The sequence below is a fragment of the Mammaliicoccus sp. C-M13 genome (assembly GCF_022386845.1).
Classification (GTDB): Bacteria; Bacillota; Bacilli; order Staphylococcales; family Staphylococcaceae; genus Mammaliicoccus; species Mammaliicoccus lentus.
In genome coordinates, this window is the sequence record NZ_JAJNHQ010000024.1 from 1 (window position 1) to 13,581 (window position 13,581).

At 28.6% G+C, this 13,581-nt stretch carries 16 protein-coding genes; 12 read left to right on the forward strand and 4 right to left on the reverse strand.

Annotated features, from left to right (window positions below; all coding sequences use genetic code 11):
* Positions 1–233: 233 nt before the first annotated feature.
* The 12 genes from LQ615_RS13055 to LQ615_RS13110 all read left to right on the forward strand — a co-directional run bounded on the left by LQ615_RS13055 (position 234) and on the right by LQ615_RS13110 (position 9,218).
* The gene (locus tag LQ615_RS13055; protein WP_147641271.1) at positions 234–1,502 is read left to right on the forward strand and encodes a TcaA 3rd/4th domain-containing protein; all 1,269 of its coding nucleotides are present in this window, start codon (positions 234–236) and stop codon (positions 1,500–1,502) included.
* Positions 1,503–1,852: 350 nt separating this feature from the next.
* The gene (locus LQ615_RS13060) at positions 1,853–3,304 is read left to right on the forward strand and encodes a formylglycine-generating enzyme family protein (RefSeq protein WP_147641272.1); all 1,452 of its coding nucleotides are present in this window, start codon (positions 1,853–1,855) and stop codon (positions 3,302–3,304) included.
* On the forward strand, positions 3,304–4,521 hold the full coding sequence (locus LQ615_RS13065) for an MFS transporter (protein WP_239704183.1): 1,218 nt from the start codon (positions 3,304–3,306) through the stop codon (positions 4,519–4,521). The genes LQ615_RS13060 and LQ615_RS13065 overlap by 1 nt, the downstream gene beginning before the upstream one ends.
* A gap of 372 nt (positions 4,522–4,893) precedes the next feature.
* Positions 4,894–5,112, forward strand: a complete 219-nt coding sequence (locus LQ615_RS13070) for a hypothetical protein (protein ID WP_147641274.1) — start codon at positions 4,894–4,896, stop codon at positions 5,110–5,112.
* Positions 5,113–5,217: 105 nt separating this feature from the next.
* Positions 5,218–5,634 carry a hypothetical protein gene (locus LQ615_RS13075; RefSeq protein ID WP_147641275.1) on the forward strand — a complete coding sequence of 139 codons (417 nt, stop codon included), beginning with the start codon at positions 5,218–5,220 and terminating at the stop codon, positions 5,632–5,634.
* On the forward strand, positions 5,635–5,955 hold the full coding sequence (locus LQ615_RS13080) for a hypothetical protein (RefSeq protein WP_147641276.1): 321 nt from the start codon (positions 5,635–5,637) through the stop codon (positions 5,953–5,955).
* A 19-nt stretch (positions 5,956–5,974) separates the two neighbouring features.
* Entirely contained in the window at positions 5,975–6,172 is a 198-nt protein-coding gene (locus tag LQ615_RS13085; RefSeq protein ID WP_239704184.1) for a hypothetical protein, read from the forward strand.
* Positions 6,173–6,314: 142 nt separating this feature from the next.
* Positions 6,315–6,668, forward strand: a complete 354-nt coding sequence (locus LQ615_RS13090) for a hypothetical protein (protein ID WP_084756559.1) — start codon at positions 6,315–6,317, stop codon at positions 6,666–6,668.
* A gap of 5 nt (positions 6,669–6,673) precedes the next feature.
* Positions 6,674–7,561 carry a DNA/RNA non-specific endonuclease gene (locus LQ615_RS13095; protein ID WP_239704185.1) on the forward strand — a complete coding sequence of 296 codons (888 nt, stop codon included), beginning with the start codon at positions 6,674–6,676 and terminating at the stop codon, positions 7,559–7,561.
* Between the two features lie 18 nt (positions 7,562–7,579).
* Positions 7,580–7,954: a hypothetical protein gene (locus LQ615_RS13100; RefSeq protein ID WP_147641279.1), complete on the forward strand. Its 375-nt coding sequence runs from the start codon at positions 7,580–7,582 to the stop codon at positions 7,952–7,954.
* Positions 7,955–8,150: 196 nt separating this feature from the next.
* Positions 8,151–8,342, forward strand: coding sequence for a hypothetical protein (locus LQ615_RS13105; RefSeq protein ID WP_239704186.1), 192 nt, complete (start codon positions 8,151–8,153; stop codon positions 8,340–8,342).
* An 18-nt stretch (positions 8,343–8,360) separates the two neighbouring features.
* Positions 8,361–9,218 (forward strand): hypothetical protein, encoded by an 858-nt coding sequence (locus LQ615_RS13110; RefSeq protein ID WP_239704187.1) that lies wholly within the window; start codon positions 8,361–8,363, stop codon positions 9,216–9,218.
* Between the two features lie 1,026 nt (positions 9,219–10,244).
* On the opposite strand, the gene LQ615_RS13115 is transcribed toward LQ615_RS13110, so the two are convergent.
* The 4 genes from LQ615_RS13115 to LQ615_RS13130 all read right to left on the reverse strand — a co-directional run bounded on the left by LQ615_RS13115 (position 10,245) and on the right by LQ615_RS13130 (position 13,526).
* Positions 10,245–10,751, reverse strand: coding sequence for a phage tail protein (locus LQ615_RS13115; RefSeq protein ID WP_147641282.1), 507 nt, complete (start codon positions 10,749–10,751; stop codon positions 10,245–10,247).
* A gap of 3 nt (positions 10,752–10,754) precedes the next feature.
* Positions 10,755–11,504 (reverse strand): SAR2788 family putative toxin, encoded by a 750-nt coding sequence (locus LQ615_RS13120; protein ID WP_147641283.1) that lies wholly within the window; start codon positions 11,502–11,504, stop codon positions 10,755–10,757.
* 18 nt (positions 11,505–11,522) lie between these two features.
* On the reverse strand, positions 11,523–12,326 hold the full coding sequence (locus LQ615_RS13125; RefSeq protein ID WP_147641284.1) for a S8 family peptidase: 804 nt from the start codon (positions 12,324–12,326) through the stop codon (positions 11,523–11,525).
* Positions 12,327–12,521: 195 nt separating this feature from the next.
* The gene (locus tag LQ615_RS13130; RefSeq protein WP_147641285.1) at positions 12,522–13,526 is read right to left on the reverse strand and encodes a Y-family DNA polymerase; all 1,005 of its coding nucleotides are present in this window, start codon (positions 13,524–13,526) and stop codon (positions 12,522–12,524) included.
* Positions 13,527–13,581 lie beyond the last annotated feature (55 nt).

Below are 13,581 nucleotides of genomic sequence, written 5' to 3' on the forward strand. Positions count from 1 at the left end.
GCCACGAAATTAGCATCATGCTAGCAAGTTAAGCGAACACTGACATGATAAATTAGTGGTTAGCTATATTTTTTTACTTTGCAACAGAACCTATAAAAACATATCCTTTAATTAAAAAACGATTTGGATTTAAAGTCAGCAGGAAATCACAACTAAATTAAAACGTTAAGCACCTCTTAAATCGGGGTGCTTTAATTTTAAAAAAAGAATGTAAAAGGAATGAAGGAAGGCGTATGAAAAAGAAAAAAGTTATATACTTAATATTGAGTGTTATAATCACAATTATTTTAATTAGTATCATTAGTCTTATAGTTGTTTTTAATAATAATGGTGTCGCTCAATTGGAATCATTTGAAAAAGCTATGGACGAAAAAGATTATGATACCCTATCCCATAAGTTATCGACCGCTTCTTTATCTGTATCAAAAGAAGAAACTAAAGCCTTTGTGACTTATATGTACAAAACGAATAACATTAGAAAGTTTCAAAAAGAAATGTCTCAGATAAAGCAAAATATTAAAGATGATAAAACTAAGAACTCAATTTATGGAACAATTACCGATAATCAAAACAATACGATTATTGAAGTGAAGCAAAATGGTAGCCACATGTTGATATTAGATAAAATAAGCTTTAAGCCCTATTCATATAATGTTTACCTAAAGCCACAAGATACATCAATGACATATCTTTTCAAAGACTTTGACGGTAAAGAACAAACGGTTGTGACTGATCCGAAAAGTTATACTAAATTTGGCCGCTTCTTTGTAGGTGAATATAATCTATCAGCTATTAAACGCTATGAATCCCCTTCTTTAGTTAAAGGACAACAAGAAGCCAGAATTAATATAAAGACAGATTTAAGAAACGCGAAGAATAAAGTTGTAGCAACAGAAAACTTTAAAGAATCTAGTTTTCAAGTAATTTTAGATAATGATGAACAATTAAAAGATTTAAAGATTTATGTGAATGGTGTTCAGACAAAGTATGATGAAAATCGTATATATGGACCGTACCCTTCTAACAGATCTATTTCTGTACATGCTGAAGGTAAATATAAAGGTAAAACTTTAAAATCTAATACAGTTAAAGTTAAAGAGAATAAAGACATCAACCATCAAAAAATAACGATGAAATTTGATACAACGAAGATAGATGAAATGATTAAAAAAGATAGAAGAATAGAAAACGAAGCTAAAGCGTTCATGAACGACTATACTAAGGATTTAAATAAAGCTTATAAAGAAGTAGATTACAAGCATGTAGAAAAGTATTTCGAATCAAACTCTAGCTTGTCTAATCATATTAAGTCTATGGTAGATAGTAAAAATAAATCTAAGTACACTATGCCAATATATACAAGCTATAAAAAAGACGGTTCAAAGATATACATAGAATTAATAAAAAAGGATAAATCGAATAATACTATTAAATCTCAATATGAATTAGCGTACAATCGCAAAGATAAGTCTTTTAAAATCGTATCATATGGTGATGTGTAGAAAACATAAGTTATTAAAAGGATTCTTATTTTTCTGAATGTGTTTTGGGATTTCTTTTCCCTTTTAAATAGCTCTATTATTTTTTAATTGCATTTTAATTATTAGAAAAATTAAAATTTTCTGACAAATCAATGATATTTATATTTATTAATGATACAATATTAATTGTACATATATTTGACTTTAGGAGGCGACAAATATGAAAACTTTAGAACGTGATTGGAAAGAGAGTATTTTTGAACCTGTACTTAATGTAAGTAATGACAAATGGGATTAATTCAATAAACAAAAGTCTTATAGACTATAGTCTATAAGACTTTTGTTTATTGAATTTAGAAAGGATGGAAAAAATGATATATACATCTAATGATAATTTAGAAATTTATAATGAAGATATGGAGGAATTATTTAAAATTGATAACTTACTTAAAAATTTAAATTTAAGGGATAAGGATGAAACTGAAAATACCATCCAATCTGTATTAGATATATCTAGCAAAATACGACATTTTGCAGTGGCTGAACAATTATTTGGAATGGCTATTGGTTTTAAAAATAGTTATGTAAGGTCAAAATTAATAGACTTTGTTAAATGTTGGTTGCCTTATCCTTCGGCTATTGAAACAATAATTAGATTAACCCATGACCCAGATGATGTAGTTTCTTTTAAAGCCATGAGTGTTTGTGGAGAAGAAAAAATAGAATTATCTGTTAAATATTTATCAGATATTGTTGGAGATATTACAGAAAGAAACACACCTAGAAAACCAGTAGGTTTAGGTGCCCAGATAGTAATACATAATTTACTGAAAATATATGATGCAAAAAATGAAGAAGAACTAACATATAAAAAAACTTATTTTGAAAAATATTTAAAATTTATGAATAACTATGAAAGTAAGATAAATATTTCTTCGATAATTAAAGAAAAATTTAAAGCTTTAAATGAAGAAAATATGATTTATGTAGAAGAAGGTTTCTTTGATTACGGTATAAGTGAAAATGAAATTAAAGAAAAAGATTTTGCTTGGACAGACAATACGCCTAGTACTAAAGTTTGGTTACCTGCTTATTATATTGATAAATACCCAGTAACTAATGAGGAATATGATGAGTTTTGTGAATTTGTTGAAAAATATGGACATATTTTTTGTCATCCAAATGAGCCTAAAAGTAAAAATCACAGAAGAAATACTTACTATGATTCTAGATATAAACCTGATCATCCTGTATCTGGTATTGATTTCTATGATGCCTATGCCTACGCTAGATGGAAAGGAAAAACTCTACCATCTGAATTTCAATGGGAAAAAGCTGCTAAAGGAAATTCTGTAACAAAGTGGCCATGGGGCAATGATTTTGATGGTCGTAAAGTACGCTACTCAGGAACGCTTTTTGAAAAAAAACCAGATTCTATATCAGAATGGCATGATAGATTAATAGATGTATATTACAACCAAGATATAGCACTTTCAGAAAGTATTAATGTAAAAAGAAATGTTTCAAGTTATGGAGTTCATAATATGCTTGGAGGTAATTGGGAATGGACCAAGAGTGATTACTTTTCCAAGAGAATGTTTCATCCTTCTTATAATCATAATCATGATAAATTAAACCAATTCGGAGTTTTAAAGGGAGGATCTTTTTATTCACATCAAGAGCTAATGTATCCTGCATTTAGAGGGAAAGATATACCGTTTTGCAGGCATGATGAAATGGGATTTAGATGCGTTAAAGAAATTCCATTACCATTATTGAGAAAAGCAAATAAAAAACCTATTGAAAATAAGGCGATTTACTAATGTTTTACAATTTAAGTTTTTATTCGTTATTAGTAACGCAGCTTACAACTAATTTAGCTTTTTCATTCTATACAATGGCAATTACTTACTATGTATATACTTTAACTAATTCAGTCTTTTTTTCAAGTTTAATAACTTTTATCAGTGTTGGTTCAAAAATCCTTTCAGGGTTAAGTATAAGCATTATAACTGAAAAGATTAAAATAAAAAATCTTTTAGTATTTAATGCTATATTTCAAATACTATGTATGACAATACTACTTATAGGCATTAATAATAATGTCAACCTTGTCATACTTTATATAATTATCATGTTTCTATCTTTTTCAAATGGTATTTTCACTCCATTGAAATCAAGATTACTGAAAGAAAATCTTGATAATAATGATATGGCAAAAGGTCTGTCTCTCATTACGAGTTTAGATCAAATACTGTTATTTTCTGGATGGATATTAGGAGCTTGGATTATTTCATTGATTGGTAATAATAATCTTTTATTGCTTTCTTTAATATTGCTTTCACTAGCTTTTATAGCAATTATTAATATAAAAATGAAAAATAAAAAGGAAGAGTTACAAAGTAAAAATCCAATTATTACAATTATGAATTCTATTTCGTTGTTAAATAGTAAGCCCATAATTAAAGTTTTAATTATCATTGAGTGTTTAGAAGTTTTAATAGGTTCCATTTGGATAGGGTCCGTCACATTAAAGTTTGTCCAAGTACATTTAAACCATGATGTAACATGGTGGGGATATATTAATGCTAGTTATTATTTAGGCACTATATTAGGCGCTTTTATTGTAATGAAGTATACTGAATTCTTTAACAAACGACCTATCCAGAAAATCACTATTTTTATGTTCATATACGGCATTCTATTGCTTCTATATTCGTTTAATATAATTGATATTTTTGCATTAATACTAGTCGTGTTGATTGGTCCAGTTTTACAAATAAAAGATATTATTCAGGAAACCTACTTTATAAATAAAATTAATGAAAAAGATATGATTAAGATCACAGGTTTAAAGAATTCACTTGTACAACTTTCCTTTTTAGTTTCTATATTACTAGTAGGTTATATTACTGAATATATACCTATACAGTATATTTATACTATTTCAGGTGTGATAACCTGTCTAATAGCAATTATGTTTTCTAGGTATATGTATACTAAAAATATACATATAGAAAAAGTGACAAAAAAGACTTAAATCATACTAATTTTTATACCATTTAGGTAATTTAGACTAAATATAAAATCTTACTTTTTTCTTATGTATTGTTCGGTTTAAACAAATCTTCGTTAACTATATTGAACTCGTTAAAAAAGATAAATCGAATAATACGATTAAACCTCAATATGAATTTAGCATACGATCGTAAAGATAAGTTATTTATTAACCTATCATATGGTGATGTATAGGAATAGGCCAGCACGTTATAAGAAACAAATTGAATGATAGAATGTTAAGTTTTATCTACCTATGTTATAGACATGGGTAGTTTTTTTATATTCCAACCAACAAATAGTTAACATTAGTTTACAATATGTTTGTAGTTAATAATAGAAAGGAGTGAAAACGATGGATACGCAGGCATTGAAGTTTGTAAATAACTGTAAGATTTATACACTCGCTAGACATAACATTGGTAAAGGTTATACCTGTATTGTCGTTTTTGAAAATGGTGTATTTCTCGGATTGTTAGATATACCTGTAAATGAGCAGATAGAAAACACGTTACTCGATACCGCTTCAAAAATAAAAAAAGACGTAACGTTTTTAGAAAAAACGCACGCCTAAATCGAAAGTTTTTTAAAGTGCTTGTGAACTTAGTTATCACCTTAAAAACTGGTGGAATGAGGACACATTCAACCTCTTATTATAACACTATAGGAGGTAATTATCATGACTAGAATGAATAAAAAGATTAATTCAATTGAGTTTACTTCAAATGGTAATCTGTATGATTTAAGACTGCAAGAAACAGACAAAGACGATAAAGTCAGACAATACGAAAATGGTTATTTAAAAGGTGTTGCTACAAGAGGAAATAATGAACCTTCTGAAATTCTTGTCTTATTAAAAAGTATTGAGATCATGAGAGATACTGATTTTGTTATTAAAGCTATAGAGTTTGAAAAAGATAATGAATTGTATGAATTAAGATTACAAGATGTATCGAATGGTGCTTGTAAAGTAAGGTTATATAAGAACAATGAATATGTAGACCAACTGAATACAGCAAATACTGAAGATAAATATAGTGTTGTTTTGATAAAGGCGCTCAGTATCTTGAATGCGAATCAAAGGAGAGTGGTTTAAATGATTAAATATCATACGCAAGAATCACTAGAAAAACTACAAGATATAATTGATAATTTCGTTGAAGAAAAAGGCACTGGTATTACAAAAAATATAGATGAAAAATCAATTATAATCATAGGCTCAGATATGAAGACTGTAAACGACGAAAGTCAATTCTCTTTTGTAACGCTTAATGTTCAAACTTTGGAATTAGAAAAAGAAATAAAAAGCCCTAAAGATTGGATAACTGAGAAAAAACCATTTAAATCAGTTGAGGATTTAGAAGAATACTTGAATGAAACCACATATGAAGAATTGATTTGGTTTAAAGCGTTATAAAAATCTAAGGAGGGTTACTATGTTAGAACAAATATTTGAAGCACATAACAAAAAGTATATGTTCTCAAAAATTGTGAATCTTTGGGGTGATGTAGAAATTGGTTTATATGAAAATTCGGATTTAATTGGATATCTAAATGAAAAGTATGCAGTAGAAGAAGCAGCTAAATTGATTAAAGCACATCAGGAATTTAAAAAGTTAGGTGTTATAGTTTGATTCTGTTATTCCCCTGCTATGTTATGGTGGATATAAAAAAAGCGACCACACAAGTGATCGCATATTTGGTTAACAGAATCATCTATTAAACCAAACAAAAAGGTATATTTATTATAACATAATTATAGACGGAGGAACTAATATGGATTTCAAAAAAATTAATGAGGTATTAAATCACGATCAAACTATATACACAAAATCTAATGGTATGAATGTAGCAATTAATACAGAATTAGGTTGTTATGTATCAGAAACAAGTGGTGTTTACTCGGTTTCTGATTTAAAAAATAATGACTTAACTAATATAGGACAAGAACCTATAAAAATATTAGGTATGCAAGAAGTCGGAGATATACTTGGCAAAAGTAGACATGGTGTGCGCTGGGCTTTAGAAAATGAACATTATGATGTAGTACCTAAACCGGCTTTTGTAAATCATCAAAAACGTGGCAATACTTATTTTTGGTTAGAATCACAATTTGATAAGAAAGGTTGAAAAATATGAAGTACATCAAGACGTTACTCGCAATAATCATAACAAGTACCCTATTAGCTGGGTGTGATTTCGAAAAGGATATTAAAAGAGAACTTAAACAAGAAGCTAATAATCAAATAGATAAAGGTTTAAATGAATTAAAGTCGAAAGCATTTAGTAAAAAATCGACAGTAAAAACAAGTGAAGAAGACAAGGCGCTTATCAAGGTTCAAACTAACGAAGAAAATTACGCTTTATTGAACGACAATAAAACAACACTCACAGATTATGATCAGCAACTCTTGAACCAAAATGGTAATGATAAATTTTGGGCTAAGTATTCAGATTTAGATGATTTAGGTAGAGGTGGCAGAGTTACAGCGCTTGTAACTAAACAAGCAGTTGATAGTCATTCATCCAAAGCGCAAGAACGTCCCTCTTTTGATTCAACAGTACGACTTGCAGGAGAATTTAAAGATGGCACTTACGATCCACTTGAAAAAAGGTGGAAAGGCAATGAAAGTAATAATCAAATATTACAGTTAGATGGTTATAAAGGTTATATCTATAACAAATCTCACTCATTAGCATGGTCGCTTGGAGGGGATATGGAAACGCACAATTTAACACTAGGTACAAGAGCGCAAAATGTCGGTAGTAATAGAGCCAGTGAAGGTGGCGGTATGGGTTATCCTGAAACGCAGGTTAGAAATGCGATATATAACCACCCTGAAGCTAAAATTTATTATGATGTACACCCTGTGTACAATAATGATGAATTATTACCACGTGGTTCACATGTAAGAGCTTATTCTATTAATGATAACGGTCAGACCGTTAACTTAAACGTTTGGGTATCTAATACTCAAAAAGGTGTAACGATTAATTATAAAGATGGTACTTATGAATATTAAAATAGTTAGGGGAATATTATGGGATTTCTTGTAAAAAATGCAAGTAAAATAAGAATTATAGTTATTGTTATTTTTATAGCTATTATAGATATGATTGGAGATAATATATATTCTCCTTATTACTATATACCGTTAACTATCTTATTTGTGACAATACATTTTTGGTTAATCGGCATTCGAAACAAGAATCAAGCTTTAAGTATTAAAGCTTTTAGGGTAAATATGATATTAAATATTATTCTTTTCATACTATGTATTATAGGTGTGTATATATTTAATTTAAAAAATCACTGGGTTAACAATCCTTTTATTGTACTATCTTACATTTTTATTATAGTAATAATAGCAATTTATATATATCACAGAGAAAGTAAAAATAATGAAGTATCATAAAGGAGAAAAGAAAATGGATTTTATTATTAAGCATATGATTAAAATAAGAGTTTTACTTATTCTAACCTTCTTGTTTCTGACTATTGTTATTGTTGAAGCAGACAAAACCTATTCTTATTATCTAGTGTTTATCATAGCTTTTACTTGTATCAACCTTTTTTTAACAGCATTAGAAAATAAACCTAGAGCAAAAGATATGAAGACGTTTAAAATTAATATGTTATTGCGATTCATTCATATAACTATCTTTCTTGCGATTGGTTATATATTAACGATTCGAACACACCTATTTGAAACGGTTTGGATTGGTCTAGGATTTATTGCGATAGTTACTATATCGGGTATGTATATTGATAAACGAGATAAAGAAAATACAATTTCAGATTAGTGAAATGGAGTTGATTGTATGATCAACCTTGATAAATATCAAGCAGTATATGACATATACGGTTTAACTAATAATCAAATTGAAATGAATACAGGATTAACAGAAAAAGAATTTAATGAATACTTCAGTAATGAAAAAACAATTAGTCTTGAAGCTATTAAAAACTTTGAGAATTTATATGGAATAGATTATAAGTTTTTAAATACCGCTTCTTTCATAAGAGAAGATTATGGAATCATTAATAATAGTTTAGATGAACCTATTCTTGCTAAAGAACTAAACTATTTAAAGTATATACATTACTTTTACTCTTCTCTTATTGATTTAGTTGTTATTCCAGATTATGAGGTATATCTATCTGATATATCTAAGTATTATCGAAAACTTAAAATACAAGGGTGGAATAGTTTTAAGATTGCTAAAAATATGCGAAATTTCTTACAAGATACTTTTGAATCGAGAAAACTAGATGTCATACTTGAAAAATTAGGTGTACGGATTGTTAAAAGAAGCTTATTGAGATATGGAATTAAGTCTTATCATGTGTGGATTGAAGACATTCCATATATCGTAGTAGATAAACATATCAATAATAAGCGATACCATATTGCGAAAGAGTTTATGCATATATTAGTGCCTAAGACATTAACAGAAGAAGAAAATCACTTTTTAGCAGATTCATTTCATATATACTTTGAACTATATAGAGATTCTAACTCCCTTGCTGAAGTTATAACCTTACTATCAGAAGATAACCCGAATTTCTTAAAAGACTTTATGTTGCAGCATAAGTTGAACATTGATTTCTTTAACAAACTATTTGAGCTACATCCCTCAACTATTAAATATTTCAAATCTCAAAAAGTATACGAGTAAGGAAGTGATCACAATCTATCTAATGGTAAATGATAATAGAACATATATTGAGGTTACTTGTCCTTATTGTAATAATCATGATGGAAATTTATTTAAAAAAATTAACAATGCCACGATGAAATTATCAAGATGTAATACATGTAATAAGGTATATGAAATTAGGAAAGAAAAACCTCACAAATACTTGATTGTAAAATATCAATGACAAATATAAAAACCACAACAATTATAGCGACTTGTTGTGGTTTTAACGTTCATATGACATAGTGTTGGTTTATTAGTGTATGATTAAATGCTCCCGTAATTAACAACCTATAAGTTTACTATACAATATTTTACTACGAATGGTAGTCTATTAAAATGTCCTAATATTGTACTACTCACTTTCTCTATGTTAATATTTAAGTGTAATATAAATAGCCATCAGAAACCGGCAAAGTATCTGATGACTATTGAGTAAAGGCTCACAGGATGAATGTGATTACCAAACGAACCTTATTGGGTTAGAGCTAACTGTATTTAGTAGTGTTTATACAGTTAGCTTATTTTTTTGGTTGTTTTTAATAGCAAGGTAAATTACATATGACATACTAATTGACCATGTTATTACAAGTGTAAAATCAAAGTAAATATTGATATCAATATCCATGCTACCACCCCTCTCTGTATACCAATTCAAGACTCGAGAGGTGTCACAAAATGTAAGGATCTTTTACTCAATTATTATTATATCATCAAGACCAAGTGGTGTTACTTATAATACCTTATAATTTCTTTAAAAAATAGGGTTGACTTGCTTTTAAAGTGATAGAATCAGTGTGAAATCAAAAAGAAATTTTGAATATAATTCTAATCTTTATGACCAACTATAAGCCCTTTTCTTGATTTGAGGGTACTACTACTTGTTAAGCTTATGCCATTCATAACAATATTTTACATACGAATGATAGTATATATAAGTCCGATTCTAAAGAAAAAAAGAGAGAAACATAGATCAAAAGGGAACTATGTTTCTCTTTATAATTATTAAACAGTTTCTTGAATTGTATCTATATAATTCCCAAATTCTGTTTTTATATTAGTAATTGTTTCTTTAGAAAAACTTATGATATCTATCACAGAATTACTAAGATATATCATATTTTTATCATTATAGAAGATGATATATGGTTCTACTAATCCTTTTTGAATATATAAAGAATAATTAATTATTTCTGTATTTTTTATATTTTCAATAGTTGCAATAATATATTTTTCATCAGTATAATGGAGTTCTTCATGCCAGTTTGTAATAGATAGAAAACGACCAATTCGTGTTTTTTCTCTAAATTTAACAGGATATAAATACTCAGATAAAAATGAACACTTTGTATTAGATTGGTTGCTAAACAACTGATTAATAATTTTAGAAATTTGCTTTTTTTCAAAACTATCTATATCAAAACGCATTCTATTTTCATGAGATGATTGAAAAAATGGAATTTCATTTTCTAAATCAAAATTTATTTGTTGTTCTCCGATGTTAATAATCATTTTTTAATCTCCAATTCTTTTTAGGTTGGCATCATATGTACCGCTTCTTGTTTTCTTACTACCTAGATTTTTAATGCTACTTGCACCTTTCCATGCACCTCCATTGTGACCATCTTTATCAACAGAGATATATTTGGGATTGCCTTTACCATTTTTCTTAAAGACCTTTTTGCCATGAGATACAGATTTTGTTGCAGAATAACCTAAGTTTTTAGCTGCTTGAGCAGCAACTTGAGGGCTTGTACGAATCATTGATGTTACAACGGTTTTACCATATTTTTTGATAGCCATTTTAAGACCTTGTTTAGCTATAAAGCCAACTAATACAGCGACTACTGGAGCAATTGAAGCTTTGACTTCATTTGTATCATATACTAATTTTTCTCCAGTATCTTGATCAGTGAATTCAGCTTTAAAGTCATTTTCATTCACAATTCTTAAAAACGTTACATCATATGTTTTATCAAGGTTATTACCATATTCGTCATTTAATGAAGCATCTACGGTAATTTTATCTGTATTTAAATCGTATTCTAAGTTACTTTCAATATCTAAATCTTTTGATTTATATTCATTTTCAATGTAATTACGTTTATTTTTAGTATAAATATTTTCTTTAACTTTGTTTTCATTAACTTTACTGTTAGAACTATTTAAATCGGCTTCTTTTATTACTTCAGCAGCTTCCGCAAAGTTCCCATAAGTCATCGTGATAATACTAGCAAGTAATAAAGCTATAAGTTTGTTTTTCATATTTTCTCCTTTGATGTATCAATTTATTGGGTATTTTTTTAAAACATGTGACAAATTATTTCTTGAATCCAATTTAGTTGTTAGGTAAGAAGTGAAATAAGCAGCGGCAAAAGATGTTCCATTTACAGTTGTAAATTCATCTTTTGAATCTAATGTATAAACTTCGACACCGGGCGCTTTAAAATCGACTTTTTTAGTTGGTGCATAAATAAATGGTTTGTTATTTTTATCTATTGCTGTAATAGAATAGACCTCATTGAAACGAGCAGGATAGTCACTATAATCATCCATATTATTTCCCGCTGCACCTACTAAAATGATACCTTGTTTTTTAGCTTTTTTTATAACATCATGTAATTCTTTGTTGTAACGTTGAAAGCCAAAACTCATATTGATAATATCTACATCGTTTTTAATACTCCAATTGATGCCATTCACTATACTATCTGTCTCTCCACCGAGTTCATCATCTAAAACCTTAACATCGTAAATACTTACTGTTTTGCTTATCCCGATTAACTTTTCTTTATGTTTCCCATATGTGATAATACTTGCGATTTGAGTGGCATGATTACTATTTGTAGTTATTTGATTACGCTTATTTATAGCATCATATTTTTTTGTGACAAACGCATTGTTAATTCTTTCATTATTAATACCTGTATCTAATATAGCCACTTTCGTATTAGAGTTGTTTGAATCTTTTTTTGTTAAATTTAGCGTTTCCCACGTCCAATTATTTGGCTGTTTATAGAAATAAAATGAGAAAAAAACTATAAGTATAATGATTACTATAAATAGATATTTGACACTACGTTTCATACGACACCCATCATTATTATCTAAATATACCCTTATTGAGATTGTTTAGAGAATAAAGACCTCCTGTTTAAATTTATATATTCAGTAATATAAATAATAAAAAACATTCTGAATATATACTTTATATGTTTACTTATCTTCATATTTATGTCAATGATTGTTTTTATTTACAATATATGTTTATAAAGTTTATGTTTATGCTTTATGACCTGCTATAAGTCCTTTTCGTTGGGATAAAGTTCCGCTTCTTGTTAAGCTTGCCCCTTTCATAACGATATTTTTACCATATTTATGACGTATCACGTCAAGCTGATTTTCAATATTTTCGGTTTTGACTTGAATAGGATCATCAAATAATGATAATTGTTTAATCTTGTTAGGTATGAACATTCCGAAAGATATACCAATCGTTCGATATAAAGCTTCTTTTTCAAGCCTGTTTGATAAATACCGCCATAACTCATTAATAATTGCATAAGTATTTTGGTAACCATGTTTATTAGTGAACTGTTTTCGTACACCTCCACCGTCAGAATATCCAACATTGATACTTATTCTAGTAGGATAAAGTTGTTGATTTCTTACTCTAAAATAAACCTCTTCTACCTGTTCCATTAAAACCGTTTTTAACTCATTCATTTCATAATCACGCATAAGTATTTGAGATTTACCTAAAGATTTATGTGTTGTTTTATGTGGGAATCTTATGATACTTTCATCTATCCCGTTAGCATGTAAATGCAAATCAACCCCAACTATTCCAAAATCTCTTTTCAAATATTCAACTGGATAGTTTGCTAAGTCCCCTATTCTGAATATCCCTTTTTTATTCAACTTTGCTTCAGTTCGTTTATTAATACCCCACATTTTGGTTAAAGGTTCTATATGCCATAATTTTGCGGGTATATCTTCATAACGCCATTCAGCTATTCCTTCTTTTGTTTTCTTTGCTTCTAAGTCCATTGCTAATTTTGCGATTAAAGGATTAGAACCAATACCAACTGTGCTAAATATTTTCGTTTCATCATAAATCCGCTTCTGAATGATTTGTGCCATTTCATAAGGCGTATTAGCAAACAAGTGCATACTTTCAGTGACATCAAGGGCGCTTTCATCTATAGAGTACGTGTGTAAGTCTATAGGTGCTACATAGTCTAAAAATATGGTTCTGTTGCAAAGTAAAAAAATATAGCTAACCACTAATTTATCATGTCAGTGTTCGCTTAACTTGCTAGCATGATGCTAATTTCGTGGC